23 protein-coding genes and 1 pseudogene are annotated in these 22,344 nt (G+C 68.3%); 21 read left to right on the forward strand and 3 right to left on the reverse strand.

Annotated features, from left to right (window positions below):
* Positions 1–194, reverse strand: a 194-nt coding sequence (locus tag WA944_RS04535) for a DUF1990 family protein (RefSeq protein WP_526646444.1), incomplete at its 3' end; no start/stop codon positions are given.
* An 88-nt stretch (positions 195–282) separates the two neighbouring features.
* On the opposite strand from WA944_RS04535, the pseudogene WA944_RS04540 reads away from it, so the two are divergent.
* The 12 genes and pseudogenes from WA944_RS04540 to pdxT all read left to right on the forward strand — a co-directional run.
* Positions 283–873 (forward strand): annotated as a pseudogene (locus WA944_RS04540) (aldo/keto reductase); the annotation flags it as partial.
* Positions 874–894: 21 nt separating this feature from the next.
* Positions 895–1,524 (forward strand): PaaI family thioesterase, encoded by a 630-nt coding sequence (locus WA944_RS04545; protein WP_526371756.1) that lies wholly within the window; start codon positions 895–897, stop codon positions 1,522–1,524.
* Positions 1,521–1,952 (forward strand): TIGR02611 family protein, encoded by a 432-nt coding sequence (locus WA944_RS04550; RefSeq protein WP_526371758.1) that lies wholly within the window; start codon positions 1,521–1,523, stop codon positions 1,950–1,952. Before WA944_RS04545 ends, WA944_RS04550 begins: the two co-directional genes overlap by 4 nt.
* 90 nt (positions 1,953–2,042) lie before the next feature.
* On the forward strand, positions 2,043–4,115 hold the full coding sequence (gene thrS / locus WA944_RS04555) for a threonine--tRNA ligase (protein WP_526610156.1): 2,073 nt from the start codon (positions 2,043–2,045) through the stop codon (positions 4,113–4,115).
* Positions 4,096–4,668 carry an ATP adenylyltransferase gene (locus tag WA944_RS04560; protein ID WP_526610168.1) on the forward strand — a complete coding sequence of 191 codons (573 nt, stop codon included), beginning with the start codon at positions 4,096–4,098 and terminating at the stop codon, positions 4,666–4,668. The genes thrS and WA944_RS04560 overlap by 20 nt, the downstream gene beginning before the upstream one ends.
* Positions 4,665–5,336, forward strand: coding sequence for a phosphatidylinositol phosphate synthase (pgsA, locus tag WA944_RS04565; protein WP_526371508.1), 672 nt, complete (start codon positions 4,665–4,667; stop codon positions 5,334–5,336). Before WA944_RS04560 ends, pgsA begins: the two co-directional genes overlap by 4 nt.
* On the forward strand, positions 5,333–6,316 hold the full coding sequence (locus WA944_RS04570) for a phosphatidylinositol mannoside acyltransferase (protein WP_526371510.1): 984 nt from the start codon (positions 5,333–5,335) through the stop codon (positions 6,314–6,316). Before pgsA ends, WA944_RS04570 begins: the two co-directional genes overlap by 4 nt.
* Before the next feature lie 8 nt (positions 6,317–6,324).
* Entirely contained in the window at positions 6,325–7,482 is a 1,158-nt protein-coding gene (locus WA944_RS04575; protein WP_526371526.1) for a glycosyltransferase family 4 protein, read from the forward strand.
* Entirely contained in the window at positions 7,479–8,522 is a 1,044-nt protein-coding gene (locus WA944_RS04580; protein ID WP_526371512.1) for an NUDIX hydrolase, read from the forward strand. Before WA944_RS04575 ends, WA944_RS04580 begins: the two co-directional genes overlap by 4 nt.
* Before the next feature lie 86 nt (positions 8,523–8,608).
* Positions 8,609–9,517 (forward strand): pyridoxal 5'-phosphate synthase lyase subunit PdxS, encoded by a 909-nt coding sequence (gene pdxS / locus WA944_RS04585; protein ID WP_205390568.1) that lies wholly within the window; start codon positions 8,609–8,611, stop codon positions 9,515–9,517.
* Between the two features lie 9 nt (positions 9,518–9,526).
* Entirely contained in the window at positions 9,527–10,375 is an 849-nt protein-coding gene (tesB, locus tag WA944_RS04590) for an acyl-CoA thioesterase II (protein ID WP_526371514.1), read from the forward strand.
* Positions 10,372–10,965 carry a pyridoxal 5'-phosphate synthase glutaminase subunit PdxT gene (pdxT, locus tag WA944_RS04595; RefSeq protein WP_526371516.1) on the forward strand — a complete coding sequence of 198 codons (594 nt, stop codon included), beginning with the start codon at positions 10,372–10,374 and terminating at the stop codon, positions 10,963–10,965. The genes tesB and pdxT overlap by 4 nt, the downstream gene beginning before the upstream one ends.
* Positions 10,966–11,017: 52 nt before the next feature.
* Here the strand turns inward: pdxT and WA944_RS04600 are convergent, their stop codons facing one another.
* A complete protein-coding gene (locus WA944_RS04600; RefSeq protein ID WP_526371518.1) occupies positions 11,018–12,229 on the reverse strand; it encodes an acyl-CoA dehydrogenase family protein in 1,212 nt (403 codons plus the stop codon).
* Between the two features lie 185 nt (positions 12,230–12,414).
* On the opposite strand from WA944_RS04600, the gene WA944_RS04605 reads away from it, so the two are divergent.
* The 6 genes from WA944_RS04605 (at position 12,415) to WA944_RS04630 (ending at position 17,096) form a co-directional block, all read left to right on the forward strand.
* Complete coding sequence (locus WA944_RS04605) at positions 12,415–13,170, forward strand: YebC/PmpR family DNA-binding transcriptional regulator (protein WP_526371520.1); 756 nt, start codon at positions 12,415–12,417, stop codon at positions 13,168–13,170.
* Positions 13,171–13,371: 201 nt separating this feature from the next.
* A complete protein-coding gene (locus WA944_RS04610) occupies positions 13,372–14,010 on the forward strand; it encodes a TetR/AcrR family transcriptional regulator (RefSeq protein WP_526371522.1) in 639 nt (212 codons plus the stop codon).
* A 34-nt stretch (positions 14,011–14,044) separates the two neighbouring features.
* Entirely contained in the window at positions 14,045–14,638 is a 594-nt protein-coding gene (gene ruvC, locus WA944_RS04615) for a crossover junction endodeoxyribonuclease RuvC (protein WP_205390394.1), read from the forward strand.
* Positions 14,635–15,222: a Holliday junction branch migration protein RuvA gene (gene ruvA / locus WA944_RS04620; RefSeq protein ID WP_526610153.1), complete on the forward strand. Its 588-nt coding sequence runs from the start codon at positions 14,635–14,637 to the stop codon at positions 15,220–15,222. Before ruvC ends, ruvA begins: the two co-directional genes overlap by 4 nt.
* Complete coding sequence (gene ruvB, locus WA944_RS04625) at positions 15,222–16,289, forward strand: Holliday junction branch migration DNA helicase RuvB (RefSeq protein WP_526610151.1); 1,068 nt, start codon at positions 15,222–15,224, stop codon at positions 16,287–16,289. Before ruvA ends, ruvB begins: the two co-directional genes overlap by 1 nt.
* Before the next feature lie 93 nt (positions 16,290–16,382).
* Positions 16,383–17,096, forward strand: a complete 714-nt coding sequence (locus WA944_RS04630; RefSeq protein ID WP_526374009.1) for a hypothetical protein — start codon at positions 16,383–16,385, stop codon at positions 17,094–17,096.
* Positions 17,097–17,200: 104 nt separating this feature from the next.
* On the opposite strand, the gene gabT is transcribed toward WA944_RS04630, so the two are convergent.
* Entirely contained in the window at positions 17,201–18,544 is a 1,344-nt protein-coding gene (gabT, locus tag WA944_RS04635; RefSeq protein WP_526374010.1) for a 4-aminobutyrate--2-oxoglutarate transaminase, read from the reverse strand.
* Between the two features lie 340 nt (positions 18,545–18,884).
* Here gabT and yajC point away from each other — a divergent pair, with 340 nt between their 5' ends.
* The 3 genes from yajC to secF all read left to right on the forward strand — a co-directional run bounded on the left by yajC (position 18,885) and on the right by secF (position 22,336).
* On the forward strand, positions 18,885–19,229 hold the full coding sequence (gene yajC, locus WA944_RS04640) for a preprotein translocase subunit YajC (RefSeq protein ID WP_526374011.1): 345 nt from the start codon (positions 18,885–18,887) through the stop codon (positions 19,227–19,229).
* Between the two features lie 83 nt (positions 19,230–19,312).
* Complete coding sequence (secD, locus tag WA944_RS04645) at positions 19,313–21,055, forward strand: protein translocase subunit SecD (RefSeq protein WP_526646447.1); 1,743 nt, start codon at positions 19,313–19,315, stop codon at positions 21,053–21,055.
* Positions 21,056–21,058: 3 nt separating this feature from the next.
* A complete protein-coding gene (gene secF, locus WA944_RS04650) occupies positions 21,059–22,336 on the forward strand; it encodes a protein translocase subunit SecF (RefSeq protein WP_526610221.1) in 1,278 nt (425 codons plus the stop codon).
* The last annotated feature ends 8 nt before the right edge of the window (positions 22,337–22,344 follow it).

A 22,344-nucleotide genomic window follows, 5' to 3' on the forward strand; every position in this document is an offset into this window, starting at 1 on the left:
GCCTCCACCCGCAGCCCCGCGCCGCGCAGCATGCCCCAGCGCATCCCCCGGGCGGCGGCCTCGTCGAATCGGTCCCGGCCGCGGCCGATCACCGACGACTTGTGCAGGTGGTGGTATCCGGACGGCATCGGACCCGCGGTGGCCCCGACCTCGGTGTAGGTCAGCGGCATGCCGGACAGGGCGCTCAATTTCACAGATGTCAGCTTGTCACCGTCGGCGTAGCGTCGTCCCCGTGACTTCGACCTTCACCCTCGGCGACGACCTCACTGGGAACCGACTCGGCTTCGGCGCGATGCGGATCAGTGGCCGGTGCTGGGCTTCCCGGCGTACCTGCGCCAGGAATGTGAGATGAGTCTTCGCAGGCTCGGAGTCGACACGATCGACTTGTTCCAGCTGCATCGCATCGACACCAAGTTCCCCGCCGAGGACCAGATCGGCGAGCTGGTGGCGCTGCAGCGTGAGGGCAAGATCCGGCACATCGGCCTGTCCGAGGTCACCGCCGAACAGCTCGACGCGGCGCGCGCGATCGCCCCGATCGTGTCGGTGCAGAACATGTACAACCTGTCGGCGCGCACCGCCGAACCCGTCCTCGACGCCTGCGAAACCGCAGGTATCGCGTTCATCCCGTGGTTTCCGCTGGCCGCCGGGCGGCTGGCGGCCGCCGATGGGCCGTTGCAGCGCATTGCTGCCGACCACGGCGCCACCCCCTCGCAGCTGCCGTTGGCCTGGTTGCTCAGACGCTCGCCGGTGATGCTGCCGATCCCGGGCACCCCCAAGGTCGCCCATCTGGAGGAGAACGTCGCCGCCGGGCAGATCGAGTTCACCGACGCCGAATTCGACACGTTGAGCAAAGCCGGGGCAGCCGATACATGAGCCAACCAATACGGTAAGCGGGTGAGCGCCCACGAATCCGTCGATGTGCACGCAGGTGGGGGATTCAATCCGCCGGGACCCACCCGCAGTGGTGGACCGGACTACGGGCGCTTCGTCGAGGCCGTGCGTTCGCTGCAGGACCATGCGCGCGCTGCCGACGCGCCCGACGAGGTGATCACCGAAGCCGCCGACCTGCTCGAGAAGGCCTCGCAGCTACTCGCGCCCTACGACGCCGACGAATGGTCGTCCCCCTCGGGACGCCGGATGGACCTGCCCAACCGCGGCAACATCCTGCAGGTGCCGGCGGAGTTGCACGTCACCGACGACGGCCGGGTCGCAGGCACCGCCCTGTTCCGCCGCTACTACCTCGGTCGCAACGGAGCCGCCCACGGTGGCGCCGTCGCGTTGCTGTTCGATTCGCTGCTCGGATTCACCGCGTTCAAACTCAGCCGCAGCCGCGCGCAGCGCACCGCGTTCCTGCACGTCGACTACCGCAACATCGCCCCGGTGGAAAAGCAGCTCCGGGTCGACGCCGGCATCGACTCGATGGAGGGTCGCAAGATCTTCGTCTCCGGCCGGATCCTCGACGGGGACGACGTCGTCGCCGAAGCGCACGCGCTGTTCGTCACGTTGAAACCGGGTCAGCCGTGAGCGAGGGCGGGCGCCGGGTGCTTGTGACCCGGCAGTGGGCGCGCTGGCGCGACGGTCTGCGCGAGCGGCGCGTCGCCGATCTGACGTACCGGATCGCCGTCGGGGTGGTCGGCCTGCTGGTCCTCGCCGTCGGCATCGTCGCGATTCCGTACCCCGGCCCGGGCTGGGCGATCGTGTTCGTCGGGCTGGCGATCCTGGCCACCGAATTCGACTGGGCACGCAGACTGCTGGCCTACGCCCGCACCCGCTACGACGCCACGATGGACTGGTTCAAACGCCAAGGCCTGTGGGTTCAGGTGCTGGGCGCGGCGTTCACCGCCGCCGTCGTGATCGGCACGTTGTGGCTGTTCGGCGTACTCGACTGGGCAGGGGAATTGGTGACCATCGAGCACAAGTGGCTGGATAGCCCGATTGGTATCGGGGCGTGAGGGCCGATCCCGATAGCATGGTCGCGGTCAGCGGCCTGAACTCCGCCCGACACACCACCGAAGATTTTCCGAGAGTTTGGAGAGCCCGCGATGAGCGCCCCCGCCAGCACCGCCCCAGCAGCCCCGATCCGGGTCGCTGCCGGGACGACCGCAGGGCAGGCGGTACGTGACGCCGGCTTGCCGGCCAGGGGAGCCTCCGACGCCGTGGTCGTCGTGCGCGACGCCGACGGGCGACTACGCGACCTGTCGTGGGTGCCCGACGACGACGTCGAGGTCACACCCGTGGCGGCCGACACCGAAGACGGACGAAGCGTCATCCGCCATTCGGCCGCCCACGTCCTCGCCCAGGCGGTGCAGGCGCTGTTCCCCGACGCCCGGCTCGGCATCGGTCCCCCGATCACCGACGGGTTCTATTACGACTTCGAGGTCGCCGAACCGTTCACCCCGGAGGATCTCCAGGCGCTCGAGAAGCGGATGCGCCAGATCGTCAAGGACGGCCAGCTGTTCTCGCGGCGGGTGTACGAGTCCAAGGCCGCCGCCCGCGAAGAGCTCAAGAGCGAGCCGTACAAACTCGAACTCATCGACGACAAGTCCGGTGACCCCGACGTCATGGAGGTCGGTGGGGACGAGCTGACTGCTTACGACAATCTCAATCCCCGTACCCGCGAACGGGTTTGGGGTGACCTGTGCCGCGGCCCGCACATCCCCACCACCCGCTACATCCCGGCGTTCAAGTTGACCCGCAGTTCGGCCGCCTACTGGCGTGGCGATCAGGACAACGCGAGCCTGCAGCGCATCTACGGCACGGCGTGGGAGTCGCAGGAAGCACTCGACCGGCACCTCGAACTGCTCGAGGAGGCTCAGCGTCGCGATCACCGCCGCCTCGGCGCGGAGCTCGACCTGTTCAGCTTTCCCGACGAGATCGGATCGGGTCTTCCGGTCTTCCACCCCAAGGGCGGCATCGTGCGGCGCGAGCTGGAGGACTATTCCCGCCGCAAGCACATCGAGGCCGGGTACGAGTTCGTCAACACCCCACACATCACCAAGGCGCAGCTGTTCCACACCTCCGGGCACCTCGACTGGTACGCGGACGGGATGTTCCCGCCGATGCACATCGATGCCGAGCTCAACGAGGACGGCACTGTCCGCAAGCCCGGACAGGACTACTACCTCAAGCCGATGAACTGCCCGATGCACTGCCTGATATTCCGGGCGCGGGGCCGGTCGTATCGCGAGCTTCCGTTGCGCGCCTTCGAATTCGGCGCGGTCTACCGGTACGAGAAGTCGGGTGTGGTGCACGGCCTGACCCGGGTGCGTGGGCTGACGATGGACGATGCGCACATCTTCTGCACCCGCGATCAGATGCGCGGCGAGCTCGCCTCGCTGCTGCAGTTCATCCTCGACCTGCTCAGCGACTACGGTCTGCAGGATTTCTACCTGGAGCTCTCTACGAAGGACCCGAAGAAGTTCGTCGGCTCCGATGAGATCTGGGAAGAAGCCACCAACACCCTCGCGCAGGTGGCCGCCGAGTCCGGTCTGGAACTGGTTCCCGATCCGGGCGGTGCGGCCTTCTACGGCCCGAAGATCTCGGTGCAGGCCCGCGACGCGCTCGGCCGCAGCTGGCAGATGTCGACCATCCAACTGGACTTCAACTTCCCCGAGCGCTTCGAACTCGAGTACACCGCCGCGGACGGCAGCCGGCAACGTCCGGTGATGATCCATCGCGCGCTGTTCGGCTCCATCGAGCGGTTCTTCGGCATCCTCACCGAGCACTATGCGGGCGCGTTCCCGGCCTGGCTGGCGCCGGTGCAGGTAGTGGCCATCCCGGTCGCCGACGGCCACGTCGACTACCTCGACGACATGGTGGCCCGGCTGCGCAAGCACGGCATCCGTGCCGAGGTCGACGCCAGCGACGATCGGATGGCCAAGAAGATCGTCAACCACACCAACCAGAAGGTGCCGTTCATGCTGCTCGCGGGCCACCGCGACGTGGAAGCGGGCGCGGTGTCGTTCCGGTTCGCTGACCGGACCCAGATCAACGCAGTTCCGTGCGACGGGGCGATCGCGGCCATCGTCGACTGGGTGGCGCGCCGCGAGAACGCCACGCCCACCGCGGAACTCGTCGTCGTCGGCTCCGGCGACCCTGCTGCGGGCGAGGGGTGACGTGGATCCGGAGGACACGATCGTAGACCGCGGCGTCGGCGACCCGGACCACCTGCAGCGGCTGTGGACGCCACACCGGATGTCCTACATCGCCGAGGCGCCGATGAAGACCGGTCGCGCCACCACCACCGAGCCGTTCAGCGACATCCCCACGATGTCCGACGAGGACGGCCTGGTCGTGGCCCGGGGCGAGCTGGTCTACGCCGTGCTCAATCTGTACCCGTACAACCCCGGTCATCTGATGGTGGTGCCGTACCGCCGGGTTTCCGAGCTCGAAGATCTCACCGTCGAGGAGGGCGCCGAGCTGATGGCCTTCGCGCAGAAGGCGATCCGGGTCATCAAGGCGGTTTCACAGCCCCACGGGTTCAACGTCGGTCTCAACCTCGGTCACTCGGCGGGCGGCAGCCTGGCCGAGCATCTGCACATGCATGTGGTTCCGCGGTGGGGCGGCGACGCCAACTTCATCACGATCATCGGGGATTCCAAGGTCATCCCGCAGTTGCTGCGGGACACCCGCCAGCTGTTGGCCACGGAGTGGGACAACCAGCGGTGAGTGACTTCTACCTGATGACCCGCGCGGCGTACGCGAAGCTGTCGCGGCCGGTGGCCAAAGGGGCGCTGCGCCTGGGGTTGACGCCCGACAGCGTGACCATCCTCGGCACCGCGGGTGCGGTGCTGGGCGCGCTCACGCTGTTCCCGATCGGACAGCTGTTCGCGGGTGCGTTCGTCGTCGCGTTCTTCGTCCTCGCCGACATGCTCGACGGGGCGATGGCCCGCGAACGTGGTGGCGGCACCCGCTTCGGGTCGGTCCTCGACGCCACCTGCGACCGGATCAGCGACGGCGCGGTGTTCTGCGGGCTGCTCTGGTGGGCGGCGTTCGGACTCGAGAATGCCGCGCTGGTGGTCGCCACGATGATCTGCCTGGTGTCGTCGCAGGTGATCTCCTACATCAAGGCCCGCGCGGAAGCCAGCGGGCTGACCGGCGACGGCGGCATCATCGAGCGACCCGAGCGGCTGGTGATCATCTTGCTCGGTACCTGGCTGTCGGATCTGCCGTTCGTCCCGCTGCCGTGGGTGCTCGACGCCGCGATGTGGGCGCTCGCGGTGGCCAGCGTGGTGACGGTCGGGCAGCGGTTGCACAGCGTGCGGACCTCGACGGGGGCGATGGATCGGCTCACGGTCACCGACAACGGCGAGAAACCGGAGTCCGGGGAACAATGACCCAGCACCCGGCCGGTGCCAACACCGATCGCGGGGCCCTTCTCGGCCCCCCCGGCTCCTGGGGTGGCCACCTCAGCGACTGGGGTTATGCGGCCGGCTGGCGGTTGGTCCGCGCAGCTCCGGAGATCGTGGCGCGCAACGCGTTCGGTTTCGGCGCCCAACTCGCGGCGCGCAACGGCGGTCCCGACCAGTTGCGCAGGAACCTGGCCCGGGTGATCGGGGCGGCTCCCGAGCAGGTGCCGGATGCGCTGATCCGTGCTTCGCTTGCCTCCTACGCCCGATACTGGCGGGAGGCGTTCCGATTGCCGTCGATGGATCACGCGAAACTGGGCACACAACTGAGTGTCCAGGACATCGACCTGCTGTGGACGGCGTTGGATCAGGGCCGCGGGGCGGTGCTGGCGCTGCCGCACAGCGGCAACTGGGACATGGCCGGGGTCTGGCTGGTGCAGAACCATGGCGCCTTCGCCACCGTCGCCGAGCGTCTCAAGCCCGAATCGCTCTACTACCGCTTCCTGGCCTACCGGGAGCGGCTGGGATTCGAGGTGGTGCCGTTGTCGGGAGGCGAGAGGCCGCCCTTCGAGGTGCTGTGTGACCGTCTCCGCGACAACGGCGTGGTGTGCCTGATGGCCGACCGTGACATGACCCGCACCGGAGTGCAGGTGAACTTCTTCGGTGAGGCGAGCCGGCTGCCCGCAGGCCCGGCCAGGCTGGCCGTCCAGACCGGGGCGGCGCTGTTTCCGGTGCACTGCTGGTTCGAGGGCGAGGGATGGGGCATGCGGGTCTACCCGGAGGTCAACACCTCGTCGGGCGACCTGGTGGCCATCACCCAGGCGTTGGCGGACCGGTTCGCCGTGAACATCGCCGCGCACCCGGCCGATTGGCATATGATGCAGCCGCAGTGGGTGGCGGACCTGTCGGAGGAGCGCAGGGCCCGGTTTTCCGGCGGGCTGGAGCGAAGCGACCCGGGGTCCGGGTGAGCCACCTGATGCGCATCGGCATGGTCTGCCCGTACTCGTTCGATGTCCCCGGCGGCGTGCAATCGCACGTGCTGCAGCTCGCCGAGGTGATGCACCGCCGCGGCCACGACGTCAGCGTGCTGGCGCCGGCGTCGGCCGGCGTGCACGGCTCTCTTCCGGACTACGTGGTGTCCGGGGGCAGGGCCATCCCGATCCGCTACAACGGGTCGGTGGCCCGACTGCGTTTCGGACCGGCCACCCATCGCAGGGTCAAGAAGTGGCTCCAGCAGGGGGAGTTCGACGTCCTGCACCTGCACGAGCCGAACGCCCCGAGCCTGTCGATGCTGGCGCTCAACGTCGCCGAGGGGCCGATCGTCGCGACATTTCACACCTCGACGACGAAGTCGCTGACGCTGTCGGTGTTCGAGCCGTTCCTCCGGCCGATGCACGAGAAGATCGTCGGCCGGATCGCGGTCTCGGATCTGGCTCGGCGCTGGCAGATGGAAGCTCTGGGCAGCGACGCCGTGGAGATCCCGAACGGGGTGGATGTCGGGTCGTTCGCGACGGCGCCACGGCTGCCGGGATACCCGCGTGCCGGCAAGACCGTGCTGTTCCTTGGGCGTTTTGATGAACCCCGCAAGGGGATGGCAGTGCTGCTCGGTGCGCTGCCCGCGCTCGTCGAGCGGTTCGCCGACATCGAGATCCTCGTCGTGGGCCGAGGCGATGAGGCCGAGCTGCGCGCCGCGGCGGGCCCGCTGGCCGACCGGCTGCGATTCCTGGGACAGGTCGACGACGCCGGCAAGGCCTCGGCGATGCGCAGCGCAGACGTGTACTGCGCACCCAACACCGGCGGGGAGAGCTTCGGCATCGTCCTGGTGGAGGCGATGGCCGCCGGGACCGCAGTCGTGGCCAGTGACCTCGACGCGTTCCGGCGGGTACTCGCGGACGGCGAGGCCGGGCGGTTGGTCCCTGTCGACGACCCTGCCGGGCTGGCCGCGGGGTTGATCGAGGTTCTCGCCGATGACGTCGTCCGGCAGCGTTACATCGACTGCGCATCGGTGTCGGTGCAGCGCTACGACTGGTCGGTCGTCGCCGAGCAGATCATGCGGGTCTACGAGACGGTCGCAGGATCGGGCACGAAGGTGCAGGTGGCGGGTAATCGCGAAGCCACGGGGAGAACAACTTGATTCCGTGGGTCACCGCGGTCCTGATCGCTGTGCTGGTCGCGGCTGTGCTGGTGGTGGGTGTCTGGGCGTTCCAGACCGCAAACCGTCTCGACAGGTTGCACGTGCGCTACGACCTGTCGTGGCAGGCCCTCGACGGGGCGCTGGCCCGCAGAGCGGTGGTGGCACGAGCGGTCGCCGTCGACGCATACGGCCGGGGACCGGAAGGCAGACGCCTGGCCGCGCTCGCGGACGCCGCCGAGAGGGCGCCGCGGTCAGGCAGGGAAACGGCCGAGAACGAGCTGTCCTGGGCGCTGGCCCAGGTTGACCCGGCATGGCTGCCCGTGGCGTTGATCGCCGAGCTGGCCGACGCGGAGGCGCGCGTGCTGCTGGCGCGCCGCTTCCACAACGACGCCGTCCGCGACACGCTGGCTCTGCGCGAACGCCCCGCCGTCCGCATTCTGCGGCTCGGTGGAACCGCCGCACTGCCAACCTATTTCGAGATCTCCGAGGGCGGCGAGGTGTCGCCCCGTGAGACTGTGCCTGCGAACCGGCGGACATCTGCACGTGTGGTGCTGCTCGACGACGACGGTGCCGTGCTGCTGCTGCGCGGCTCCGATCCTGCGGTCCCCGCCAGTGCCGCGTCGGCCCCCCGGTGGTGGTTCACAATCGGAGGCGCTGCCCAGGTGGGGGAGTCGCTGGCACAGACGGCGGCCCGCGAACTCGAGGAGGAGACCGGGCTGAAGGTGACCGCCGAGGATCTGGTCGGTCCGGTCTGGCGTCGCGACGCCGTCATCGACTTCAACGGTTCGGTGATCCGCAGCGAGGAGATCTACTTCGTCCACCGGACGACCCGGTTCGAGCCGTCCGAATCGGGGCGCTCCGGCCTGGAGCGGACCTACATCACCGACCACCGGTGGTGCGATGCGACAATGATCGACGAACTGGTCGCCGGCGGCGAGACGGTGTACCCGCTGCAGTTGGGCGAGCTTCTGGGCGAGGCGAATGCGCTGGCCGACGCATCGGACGCGGCGACCGAGAGGCCGTTGCGGCCGATCCGGTGACGGCGGCGTACACCGGATCAATGGATTTGCCGGCCGCCCTTAGACTGGATCAGTAGCGATTGAAGGAGATCACGGTGGAATCCGAAATGCCTGGGGAAGGCCTGGGGGCACCGCCCGCCCGCGGGACTGCGCGGGTCAAGCGCGGTATGGCCGAGATGCTCAAGGGTGGCGTCATCATGGACGTCGTCACCCCGGAGCAGGCCCGCATCGCCGAGTCCGCCGGTGCGGTGGCCGTGATGGCGCTGGAACGCGTCCCGGCCGACATCAGGACGCAGGGCGGGGTGTCGCGCATGAGCGACCCCGACATGATCGAGAGCATCATCGATGCGGTCACCATCCCAGTGATGGCCAAGGCGCGCATCGGTCATTTCGTGGAGGCGCAGATCCTGCAGAGCCTCGGCGTCGACTACGTCGACGAGTCCGAGGTGCTGACGCCCGCCGACTACGCCAACCACATCGACAAGTGGAAGTTCACCGTGCCGTTCGTGTGCGGGGCCACCAACCTGGGCGAGGCGCTGCGGCGCATCACCGAAGGCGCGGCGATGATTCGTTCCAAGGGTGAGGCCGGCACCGGCGACGTCTCCAACGCCACCACCCACATGCGCAAGATCGGTGGCGAGATCCGTCGTCTCACGTCGCTGTCCGAAGACGAACTGTACGTCGCCGCAAAGGAATTGCAGGCACCGTTCGACCTGGTGGTCGAGGTCGCCCGGGCCGGCAAGCTGCCGGTCACACTGTTCACCGCGGGTGGCATCGCCACCCCGGCGGACGCGGCGATGATGATGCAGCTCGGCGCGGAAGGCGTGTTCGTCGGCTCGGGCATCTTCAAGTCCGGTGACCCGGCGCAGCGCGCGGCTGCGATCGTCAAGGCCACCACGTTCCACGACGATCCCGATGTGCTGGCGAAGGTGTCCCGTGGGCTGGGGGAGGCCATGGTCGGCATCAACGTGGAGGGCATCGCAGCCCCGCATCGGCTCGCCGAGCGCGGCTGGTAGAACTCGACGGTGGCGATCGAAGAGATCCTCGATCTGGAGAAGATCGAGGTCAACATCTATCGCGGCGGCGTTTTCAGCCCGGAGTCCGGTTTCCTGCAGCGGACGTTCGGCGGCCATGTCGCCGGCCAGTCGCTGGTCTCCGCGGTGCGCACCGTAGACCCGAAGTTCCAGGTGCACTCCCTGCACGGGTACTTCCTGCGCGCCGGTGACGCCCGGTCGCCGTCGGTGTACACCGTCGAGCGGATCCGCGATGGTGGTTCCTTCTGCACCCGCCGGGTGACCGCGATCCAGCACGGCGAGACCATCTTCTCGATGTCGGCGTCGTTCCAGACCGACCAGAGCGGCATCGAACATCAGAACACGATGCCCGCCGCTCCACCGCCCGACGACATCCCCGATTTCAAGTCCGCCAGCAAGGTGTTCGACGACGCCAGTTTCCGCCAGTTCGACGAATGGGACGTGCGGATCGTGCCCCGCGAACTCCTCGGGGTACGTGAGGGCAAAGCCTCTCAACAGCAGGTGTGGTTCCGGCACCGCGATCCGCTGCCAGACGACCACGTCCTGCACATCTGCGCGCTGGCCTACATGAGCGACCTGACGCTGCTCGGGTCGGCTCAGGTCAACCACCCCGAGGAACGCAAGCACCTGATGGTGGCGTCGCTGGACCACGCGATGTGGTTCATGCGCGCGTTCCGCGCAGACGAGTGGCTGCTCTACGACCAGTCGTCCCCGTCGGCCTGCGGTGGGCGGTCGTTGACCCAGGGAAAGATCTACAACCAGTACGGCGAGATGGTTGCGGCGGTGATGCAGGAGGGGCTTACCCGCTACCCCCGCGATTTCACGCCGGGACGCAGGTGAGGACTCGAATCGGTGTGCTCGCGTTGCAGGGCGACACCCGCGAGCACCTCGCGGCGCTGCGGGCCGCCGGAGCCGACGCGGTGACGGTGCGCCGGGGCGGTGAACTCGACTCGGTGGAGGCACTGGTGATCCCGGGCGGTGAGTCCACCACGATGAGCCACCTGCTGCGCGAGTTCGAACTCCTCGACCCGTTACGGGCCCGACTGGCCGACGGCATGCCCGCCTACGGTTCCTGCGCCGGGATGATCCTGCTCGCCAGCGAGATCCTCGACGCCGGGGTGGCCGGCCGGGACGCCGTACCCCTGAAGGCGATCGATATGACGGTGCGCCGCAACGCTTTCGGTCGTCAGGTGGACTCGTTCGAAGACGACGTCGCCTTCGATGGGCTCAACGGGCCGGTGCACGCGGTGTTCATCCGGGCGCCGTGGGTCGAACGTGTCGGACCCGAGGTGCAGGTGCTGGCACGCGCCGCCGACCATGTCGTGGCGGTGCGGCAGGGGCGCACCCTCGCCACGGCGTTTCATCCAGAGGTCACCGGCGACCGCCGGGTGCATGCGCTGTTCGTCGACATGGTCACCGGCCGCGTCTGAGGCGCGATTTTGGCGTGATCGTCGCCGGTGAGCGACGACGAGCACGCCGAAATCACCGGATCGGCAGGCCGGTGATGGCACGCCCCATGACCAGGCGCTGGATCTCGCTGGTGCCCTCGAAGATGGTGAAGATCTTGGCGTCACGGTGCATCCGCTCGACGGGGTACTCGCGGGTGTAGCCGTTTCCGCCGAGGATCTGGATCGCTTCGTCGGTGACGTAGACCGCCGTCTCGCTGGCCACCAGCTTGGCCATCGAACCTTCGGCGGAGGTGAATTCCTTGCCGTTGCGGGCCATCCACGCGGCGCGGTAGACCAGCAGCCGGGCAGCGTCGACGCGGGCCTTCATGTCGGCGAGCTTGAACGCCACTCCCTGGAAATCGCCGATCTTGCGCCCGAACTGCTCACGCTCGCAGGCATAGTCGCGGGCGTACTCGTAGGCGGCCCGGGCCACCCCCACGGCCATCGCGCCGACGGTGGGCCGGGTGCGCTCGAAGGTCGCCATCGCCGCCTGGCCGGCCGCCTTCTTGCCCTCGCGCACCTTGGCGATCCGCTCGTCGAACTTCTCCTTGCCGCCGACGATCAGCCGGCCGGGGATGCGGACGTCCTCGAGCACCACCTCGGCCGTGTGAGATGCGCGGATGCCGTACTTGAGGAACTTCTGGCCCTGGGTCAGCCCCGGGGTTCCCGGCGGGATGATGAACGACGCCTGGCCCCGCGTGCCCAACTCCGGATGTACCGACGCGACCACGACGTGGACGTTGGCGATGCCACCGTTGGTGGCCCACGTCTTGGTTCCGTTGAGCACCCACTCGTCGGTGGCCTCGTCGTAGCGGGCCCGGGTCAGGATCGCGCCGACGTCGGATCCGGCGCCGGGCTCCGACGAACAGAACGCGGCGACCTCGGGTTCGTCGATGCTGCCGAACATCTGTGGCACCCATTCGCCGACCTGCTCCGGGGTTCCGTTCGCGGCCAGCGAGGCTGCGGCGAGCCCGGTCCCCAGGATGGCCAGCGCGATGCCGGCGTCTCCCCAGAACATCTCCTCGAAGACGACGATCAAGCCCAGGCCGGAAGGCTCGGCGACCTGCTCGGCGAACAGGTCCATGGAGTACAGCCCGACCTTGGCCGCCTCCTGGATGATCGGCCACGGCGTCTCTTCGCGTTCGTCCCACTCCGCTGCCGCGGGCCGGACCACGGCGGCGGCGAACTCGTGCACCCAATCGCGGACGTGGATCAGGTCGGGGGACAGCTCCAGGGAGAACGTCATGGGCAATAATCTTACTTCGCAGTAAGTTCGTTGCTTGTGGACTGTGACCGAAGGAACACCAGCCTGCCCGCGTCGGGGGACGGATCCGGCGCCGCGCTTCCTGGCACCGACGTGACGGCTTCGCCGCGGCGTCGACGTAGACTCGTCGGGTTGCCACCGATTGAGACGAGCGAGGTAGTAGCTGCATGAGCGGCCATTCCAAGTGGGCCACCACCAAGCACAAGAAGGCCGTCGTCGACGCGCGCCGCGGGAAGATGTTCGCGAAGTTGATCAAGAACATCGAAGTCGCGGCACGGACCGGTGGCGGCGACCCGGCCGGTAACCCGACTCTGTACGACGCCATCCAGAAGGCCAAGAAGAGTTCGGTGCCCAACGACAACATCGAACGCGCCCGCAAGCGCGGCAGCGGCGAGGAAGCCGGCGGCGCCGACTGGCAGAACATCACCTACGAGGGCTACGGCCCCAACGGCGTCGCGGTGCTGGTCGAGTGCTTGACCGACAACCGCAACCGCGCCGCGGGCGAGGTGCGGGTCGCGATGACCCGCAACGGCGGCAACATGGCTGACCCCGGTTCGGTGTCCTACCTGTTCTCCCGTAAGGGTGTCATCACGATGGAGAAGAACGGCCTCACCGAGGACGATGTACTCACCGCGGTGCTCGAAGCCGGCGCCGAGGATGTCACCGATCTCGGCGACAGCTTCGAGATCATCTCCGAGCCAACCGATCTGGTCGCCGTTCGAACTGCGTTGCAGGAAGCCGGAATCGATTACGACTCCGCCGAGGCGAGCTTTCAGCCCTCGGTGACCGTGCCCGTCGACCTCGAGGCTGCCCGCAAGGTGTTCAAGCTCGTCGACGCGCTCGAGGACAGCGACGACGTGCAGGACGTCTACACCAACATCGACATTCCCGACGACGTCGCCGCCGCGCTCGACGAGGACTGACAGCCCGGCCCGATCGGAAGCAGCGGCCCCATGGCGAAGGTGAGAGACCTCGACGGCGCGGAGTGGACGGTGCGTCGCTGGTGGTGGCGGACGCTGCCCTGGGAAACCGGCTTCGCGCGTCGACTTCGACCGTCTTCATCTCGCCTCCACTAGAATGATCGTTCTAGAACGTATGCTCTAGCCTGGCGCCGGGAGGCGAACATGGCAAGGTCCACCAGAGAGTCGATCCTCACCGCGGCTGCTGAGCTGATGCGCCACCGGGGCTATGCAGGTGTGGGAATCAAAGACATCGCGGAGGCATCCGGCTCCCCGATCGGATCGCTGTATCACCACTTCCGCGGTGGCAAGGTGCAGATCGCGCGCGAGGCGCTGATCAACGCCGGCGCCGCCTACGGTCTGCTCATCCCGACGATCGTCGACGACTATTCCGACCTCGGCGAGGCGGTCGACGGCGTGTTCACCCAGGCCGCCGCGGACATGGCGGCGACCGGGTTCGCCAACATGTGTCCGGTGGCCAGTGTCGCCGGGGAGGTCGCCGACACCGTCGAGGAGCTGCGCCAGACCACGCAGGTGATCTTCGACGGTTGGATCGCCGGCGGGACCGGCTACTTCGTCGCCCGCGGGCTCGACGAGCCCGCGGCGCGCGACGTCACGCTGGCACTCATCGGCGCCCTGGAAGGCGGGTTCCTCCTGGCGCGGGTGCTTCGTAGCACCGAACCGCTGCTCGCGGCAGCGCGCACCCTTGCGCCGCAGTACCGGGGTATCGAACTCGCTGCGGTGTCGCCGACGCCGGGAACCGGCCGCGTGTCCCTGCCCGGGGTCGTCGGCGGCAGCCGCTAAGCTCTCGAACAGATGTTCTGACGAAGGGGCTGACGTGCGGGTGATGGGAGTCGACCCCGGGCTGACGAGGTGCGGCCTGTCGGTAATCCAGAGCGGCAAGGGCCGTCAGGTGATTGCGCTCGATGTGGACGTGGTGCGCACCCCGGCCGAGCACCCGCTGGCGCACCGTCTGCTCACCATCAGCGACGCCGTCGAACACTGGATGGACACCCACCGACCCGACGTGATCGCCGTCGAGCGGGTGTTCGCGCACCAGAACGCCTCTACCGCGATGGGCACCGCCCAGGCCGCCGGGGTGATCGCGCTGGCCGCGGCCCGGCGCGACATCGACGTGCACTTCCACACGCCCAGCGAGGTCAAGGCTGCGGTCACCGGCAACGGACGGGCCGGCAAAGCACAGGTGACCGAGATGGTCACCAGAATCCTCACCTTGCAACAGAAGCCGACGCCTGCGGACGCCGCCGACGCGCTGGCGCTGGCGATCTGCCATTGCTGGCGGGCCCCGATGATCGCCAGGATGGCCGAGGCGGAGGCGATGGCGGCCGAGCAGCGCCGCAAGTATCAGGCCACGCTGAAAGCCGCCAAGGGTCACGCGAAACCGGTGCGGATGTCTCGGAGCGGTACGTGATCGCCGCGGTGCGAGGCGAGGTCCTCGACATCGCCCTCGACCACGCCGTCATCGAAGCCGCCGGTGTCGGCTACAAGGTGATGGCGACCCCCGCGACGCTGGCCGGTCTGCGCCGCGGCGCCGAGGCCCGGCTGATCACGGCGATGATCGTCCGTGAGGACTCGATGACGCTGTACGGCTTCGCCGATGCCGATGCCCGCAATCTGTTCCTCACCCTGATCGGGGTTTCCGGCATCGGGCCGAGCATTGCGCTCGGAGCCCTCGCGATGTACGACGGCCCCGCTTTGAGGCAGGCGATCGGCGACGGTGACGTCACCGCGCTGACCCGAATCCCCAAGGTGGGCAAGAAGACTGCTGAACTGCTGGTGCTGACGCTGCGGGACAAGGTGGGGGTGGTGGCGTCGACGGGCATGGCTGCTGCTGTCGGCCATGCCGTGCGCGGGCCGGTCGTCGAGGCACTGGTCGGACTCGGGTTTGCGGTCAAGCAGGCCGAGGAGGCCACCGACAAGGTGCTCGCCGACGACCCCGACGCCAACCAGTCGAGTGCGCTGCGCTCGGCGCTGTCCATGCTGGGCAGGAAGTGATGGGCCGGTTCGACGAGGAAGACCACGAGGACACCAGCGACCGCGAGGTGTCCGCCGCGCTGACGGTCGGCGAGGGCGACATCGACGCCAGCCTGCGGCCCCGCTCGCTCGGCGAGTTCATCGGCCAGCCCCGGGTCCGCGAGCAGCTGCAGCTGGTGCTCGAGGGAGCCAAGAACCGTGGCGGCACCCCCGACCACATCCTGCTGTCCGGGCCGCCCGGTCTGGGCAAGACGTCGCTGGCGATGATCATCGCCGCCGAGCTGGGCACCTCGCTACGCGTCACCTCCGGGCCTGCGCTGGAGCGTGCCGGGGATCTGGCGGCGATGTTGTCCAACCTCGTCGAGCACGACGTGTTGTTCATCGACGAGATCCACCGGATCGCCCGGCCCGCCGAGGAGATGCTCTACCTGGCGATGGAGGACTTCCGCGTCGACGTCGTCGTCGGCAAAGGCCCCGGCGCCACGTCGATTCCGTTGGACGTCGCGCCGTTCACGCTGGTCGGCGCCACCACCCGGTCGGGCGCGCTGACCGGCCCGCTGCGTGACCGCTTCGGGTTCACCGCGCACATGGACTTCTACGAGCCGGCCGAGCTGGAGCGGGTGCTGGCCCGCTCGGCAGGCATCCTCGGTATCGAGTTGGGCGCCGACGCGGCATCCGAGATCGCCCGCCGGTCCCGCGGCACGCCCCGCATCGCCAACCGGTTGTTGCGCAGGGTCCGCGACTACGCCGAAGTGCGCGCCGACGGCGTCATCACCCGGGACATCGCCAAGTACGCGCTGGCGGTCTACGACGTCGACGAACTCGGACTGGACCGGCTGGACCGCGCGGTGCTCTCGGCGCTGACGCGCAGCTTCGCCGGCGGCCCGGTCGGAGTGTCGACGCTCGCCGTGGCGGTAGGGGAGGAAGCCGCGACCGTCGAGGAGGTGTGCGAGCCGTTCCTGGTACGGGCCGGCATGATCGCGCGCACGCCGCGTGGCCGCGTCGCCACCGCCCAGGCCTGGACGCACCTGGGAATGACACCGCCCAGCGGAGCCACTGGGTTGGGCCAGGCCGGGCTATTCGAATGACGGCCCGTTGGTCTCAAACCGGTAAACCCCCGCCGTATCGGGGTTATCTGCGTTCGCTGTCGGGTACCCGACCTCCACTCAAGAGGAGGAATCATGATCGGATCGAAGCATCCCGACAGTCCCCGGGGCGGCCGGATGAAGATTGCCCGTAGCCGTGGCGCGGCCAGCGGGTTCTTGCTGATACTGCTGGGTGCCTGGGGTGCGCTGATCCCGTTCGTGGGTCCGTACTTCGACTTCGCGTTCAGTCCGGACCGGCCGTGGGCGTGGACCACCGGCCGGGGCTGGCTCGAGGTTTTGCCGGGCGTGGTGGTCGTCGTCGGCGGCCTGATCCTGTTGGCGTCCCGCAACCGCGCGGCCGCGATGCTCGGTAGCTGGCTGGCCGTCGCCGGCGGTGCGTGGTTCGTGGTGGGCCGTGCGCTGGCAGGTCCGCTCGGGCTGGGCGACGTCGGCACGCCGGTCGCCACGGCCGAGACCAAGCAGGTGTGGCTCGAGTTGACGTACTTCTACGGACTCGGCGCGCTCGTCGTGTTCCTGGGTGCGCTCGGGCTCGGTCGACTCTCGGTGCGCAGCGTCCGCGACGTCGAATACGCCCAACGGCCACTGGAGTCGCCCGACCACGGTGTGGCGACCGACCATGCCGTCGGCACCCACACCGGCCCGCAGAACGTGGCGGCCGAAGACGCGTCAGGCGGTGCCGTCACCTCGGGTCACAGGGCCGACCACAAGGCCACCGGCGAAGGCGGCCGCAGCTGGCGCAACATGTTCCGCCGCGGCGACCGCAGTGACCGCACGCTGAGTCACCACTAGCGCGCTGCCGTCGAGGTTCCCGGCCGCACCTCCGAGAGGGTGGGGCGGGGAGCCTTGAGGCGTTCTCGAGGTGGCTGTAGCCTGGTTCGCTCCCGCGGTGCTAGCTAGCGGATGTCGGCGAGGATGCCCGCGATCACGTCGATGCCCTCGAGCAGCAGTTCGTCGCTGATCGTCAACGGGGGCAGGAACCGCAGCACGTTGCCGAACGTGCCACACGACAGCACGATCACCCCGGCACGGTGCGCCGACGCGCACAGCTTCTTGGTCAGCTCCGCGTCGGGTTCGGTGGTGCCCGGCTCGACCAGTTCGACGGCGATCATCGCGCCACGCCCGCGGACGTCGCCGATGCGCTCGTCCTCGGCCTGCATCCGGCCCAGCTTGTCCTTCATCAGCGTCTCGATCTGGGCCGCGCGCTGGACCAGGCCCTCGGCCTCGATGGTCTCGATCGTCGCCAGTGCGGCCGCACACGCCACCGGGTTGCCGCCGTAGGTCCCGCCCAGACCGCTGACATGAGGTGCATCCATGATCTCGGCCCGCCCGGTGACCGCCGACAGGGGCATCCCGTCGGCGATCCCCTTCGCGGAGACGATTAGGTCGGGCACGATGCCTTCGTGTTCGCAAGCGAACATCGCGCCGGAGCGCGCGAACCCGCTCTGCACCTCGTCGACGATGAACACCACGTCGTTGGCGCGGCACCAATCCAGCACTGCCTGCAGGAAGCCGTCCGCGGGGACGATGAAGCCACCTTCACCCTGGATCGGTTCGATGATCACCGCGGCGAGGTTCTCGGCACCGACCTGCTTGTCGATGACGCTGATCGCCCGCTTGGCGGCGAGTTCGCCGTCGGTGGCCATCTCCTTGCCGAACTCGGCGTCGCGGAACGGGTAGGACATGGGCGCGCGGTAGATCTCCGGTGCGAACGGGCCGAACCCGTGCTTGTAGGGCATCGACTTGGCCGTGAGCGCCATCGTCAGGTTGGTCCGGCCGTGGTAGGCGTGGTCGAAGGAGACGACGGCCTGCCTGCCGGTGTAGGTCCTGGCGATCTTGACCGCGTTCTCGACGGCCTCCGAACCCGAGTTGAACAGCGCTGACCGCTTCTCGCCGGTCCCTGGGGTGAGCCGGTTGAGGGCCTCGGCGACGGCGACGTACCCCTCGTACGGGGTCACCATGAAACAGGTGTGGGTGAACTTGCCCACCTGGTCACGAACGGCCTCGACGACCCGGGGCGAGGAGTTGCCGATGGTGGTGACCGCGATTCCCGAGCCGAGGTCGATGAGCCGGTTACCATCGACGTCCTCGACGATGCCGCCGAACGCCCGCGCCGCGTACACGGGCATGGTGTTGCCCACTCCGCGCGCGACCGCGGCGCTCTTTCGGGCGATCAGCTCGGTCGACAGCGGGCCCGGAATCTCGGTGGCGAGGTGGCGGCTCTGCTCGAGGGTGCTCAACTGGAAACCTCCTGGGTGCCCGTACGGGAACGGAAGAATTGGACTGCCGCGGTGGGTTCGAGCCTAGTCGCAAGGTGCTTTGATCCGTCGAGAACCAACACTGCTCGTACCGGGAAGATCAGTGACACGGCACCGCGGCAACGGATTTCGTCGCACTGCCGCCCGGGATCGCTCCCGCCGGCCACCGGAGACCCGGCTGCGGGGGCGCCGAAGCCGACCCGGGGACGTGGACGCGGTCGGTCGCAATGGCACACTGGTCAACAGCTTCTTCATAGATGCGGCCCCCACCCGCGGGTTCGGGAGCCGTGACCGCGAGACCGATACGAAAGACACGGCTGCCATGGACCTGGTCATCTTCCTCCCACTGCTCATCGTCATGGGCGCGTTCATGTACTTCGCGTCCCGGCGCCAGAAGAAGGCCATGCAGGCCACCATCGACCTGCACAACTCCCTGGAGGTCGGTGACCGCATCCACACCACCTCGGGCCTGCAGGCGACCATCACGGCACTCGGCGACGAGTACGTCGACCTCGAGATCGCTCCCGGCGTCGTCACCACGTGGATGAAGCTGGCCGTGCGGGACCGCATTGTCGACGGAGCCGACGATGTCGAGGACGTCGAGGACGACGACTTCGACGAGGCCACGGAGATCACCGAGAGCCGGAACACCAAGACTGACAGCTGACACTCGGCGCCAGCACGTAGTCTTTGTGAGCCTCTGCGCCCTGCGCGGTACCCGACGAACTGATCTCTAGGAGACCCTTACACGTGGCATCGTCCTCGACGCCGGTGCACCCTGCCCGCTACCTGGCCGTGTTCCTGGTACTGGTCATCGGCGCCTACCTGCTGGTGTTCTTCACCGGGAACAAGGAACCGGACCCCAAGCTCGGTATCGACCTGCAGGGCGGCACCCGGGTCACGCTGACTGCGCGCACCCCCGACGGCTCACCGCCCACCCAGGACGCGCTGAACCAGGCACAACAGATCATCAGCGCCCGCGTCGACGGCCTGGGCGTGTCGGGTTCGGAAGTCATCATCGACGGCCAGAACCTCGTGATCACCGTGCCCGGTAACGACGGCAGCGAAGCACGCAGCCTCGGGCAGACGGCGCGGCTGTACATCCGGCCGGTGATCCATGCCATCCCGGCCGAGGGCGCGGGGCCGCCGCAGGAAGCACCCCTGCCCGGCATGCCGCCGGGTGCGGTCCCGGGTATGCCTCCCGGTGCGGTCCCGGGCATGCCTCCCGGAGGGGCCCCGGGCGCTGCACCGGGTGCGCCCCCGACCGAAGCGCCCCCGACGCCGCAGCCTCGTCCGTTCCCCGCGCAGCCGGCCCCGACTCCGTCGCCGGGCCCGGAGCCTGCCCCGAGCCCGGAACCCGGGCCGCTGCAGAACGACGACGCGCCCCTGGCCGAACGCATCCAGGACGAGAAGCAGCTGAGGCAGAGCGGCGAGCAGGCGATCCAGATCCTGGCGATGCAGTTCCAGGCGACCCGCTGTGGTGAAGAGGATGTGCTCGCAGGCAACGACGACCCCAACCTGCCGTTGGTGACCTGCTCGGTTGACGGTGACGAGGTCTATCTGCTGGACAGCTCGATCATCAGCGGCGAGGGCATCGCCAACGCCACCTCCGGGCTCGATCAGCAGCGCGGCGAGTATGTCGTCGATGTGGAGTTCAAGAGTGATGCCGGAGACCTGTGGGCTGATTTCACCGCGGCCAACGTCGGCACTCAGACCGCGTTCGTGCTGGACTCGCAGGTGGTCAGTGCGCCCCAGATCCAGGAGGCCATCCCGGGCGGCCGTACCCAGATCACCGGGCAGTTCACGGCGGATTCGGCGCGGGAACTGGCCAACGTGCTGAAGTACGGTTCGCTGCCGCTGTCGTTCGAGTCCTCGGAGGCCGAGACCGTCTCCGCCACCCTTGGCTTGTCTTCGCTTCGGGCGGGACTGATCGCGGGCGCGGTCGGTCTGGCCGCGGTGCTGCTGTACTCGCTGCTCTACTACCGTGCGCTGGGCCTGCTCGTCGCGCTGTCGCTGGTGGCGTCGGGCGCGATGGTCTTCGCGCTCCTGGTGCTGCTCGGCAGATGGATCAACTACACCCTGGACCTGGCGGGCATCGCGGGTCTGATCATCGGTATCGGTATGACGGCGGACTCGTTCGTGGTGTTCTTCGAGCGAATAAAGGACGAGATACGGGAGGGCCGCTCCTTCCGGTCCGCGGTTCCGCGGGGCTGGGCCAGGGCGCGAAAGACGATCCTGTCCGGCAACGCCGTCACCTTCCTGGCCGCTGCAGTGCTCTACTTCCTGGCCGTCGGCCAGGTGAAGGGCTTCGCGTTCACCTTGGGGCTGACCACGATCCTCGACGTCGTCGTCGTGTTCCTGGTGACGTGGCCGCTGGCCTATCTCGCGTCCAAGTCCACGACGATGGCCAAGCCGTCCTTGAACGGATTGGGAGCCGTCCAGCAGATCGCACGCGAACGCCGAGCGGCGGCACACGCCGCGGGACGGGGATAGCAGATGGCAAGGCACAACCGCGGTGAGACGGCCACATCGACCGCAGTCGAGGCACCCGATCCCGAGTTCACGGTGGGCGACGTCCCCAAGCACGGCTTCTTCGTCCGCCTTTACACCGGTACCGGCGCCTTCGAGGTCATGGGCCGGCGCAAGTTCTGGTACGCCGTCACCGCTGTCATCGTCGCCCTCTCTCTCGGGGCGATCCTGTTGCGGGGCTTCACCTTCGGTATCGACTTCGAGGGTGGTACCAAGGTTTCGCTGCCGCGTGGTGACGGGCAGGCCACTACACAGCAGGTCGAGCAGGTCTTCAGCGAGACGATCGGCCAGGCACCCGAGTCGGTGGTGGTGGTCGGCAGCGGTGGAACGGCGACATTCCAGATCCGCTCGGAGACGTTGAGCAACGAGGAGACCGAGGAACTGCGCACCGCGCTGTTCGATCAGTTCCAGCCGCGGGGCGCCGACGGCGAGCCGAGCAGGCAGGCGATCAGTGATTCAGCGGTCTCGGAGACCTGGGGTGGCCAGATCACCCAGAAAGCGCTCATCGCACTGGTCGTGTTCCTCATCCTGGCGGCCATCTACATCGCCGTGCGCTATGAGCGCTACATGGCGATCGCCGCGCTCACCACCCTGGTGTTCGACCTGCTGGTCACCGCCGGCGTCTACGCGCTCGTCGGGTTCGAGGTCACCCCGGCCACCGTGATCGGGTTGCTGACGATCCTGGGGTTCTCGCTCTACGACACCGTCATCGTGTTCGACAAGGTCGAGGAGAACACCCAGGGCTTCGAGCACACCACCCGACGCACCTTCGCCGAACAAGCCAACCTGGCGGTCAACCAGACGTTCATGCGGTCGATCAACACCAGCCTCATCTCGGTGCTGCCGATCGTGGCACTGATGGTCATCGCGGTGTGGCTGCTGGGTGTCGGCACCCTGATGGACCTCGCTCTGGTCCAGTTCGTCGGTGTCATCGTCGGAACCTACTCGTCGATCTTCTTCGCCACCCCGCTTCTGGTGAGCCTGCGGGAACGTACCGAAGTGGTGCGCAAGCACACCACGAAGGTCCTCAACCGGCGCCAGACCGCGGCGGCGAAGTCGGCCGACGCCGAATCACACACCGATGGCGAGGACGAGCGTCCCGACGCCGAGCCGGCATCGGTCGCGGCCCCGGCCGCGCCCGCGCCACTCCCGCCGGACAAGCCGGCGCCGGGTGCCCGCCCCGTCCGGCCCACCTCCAGCAGGACCGGACGACCGTCGGGTAAGCGAAGCCCCGGAAAGCGCTAGGGGCGGGT

This window comes from Mycobacterium sp. (assembly GCF_049683355.1).
GTDB lineage: Bacteria > Actinomycetota > Actinomycetes > Mycobacteriales > Mycobacteriaceae > Mycobacterium.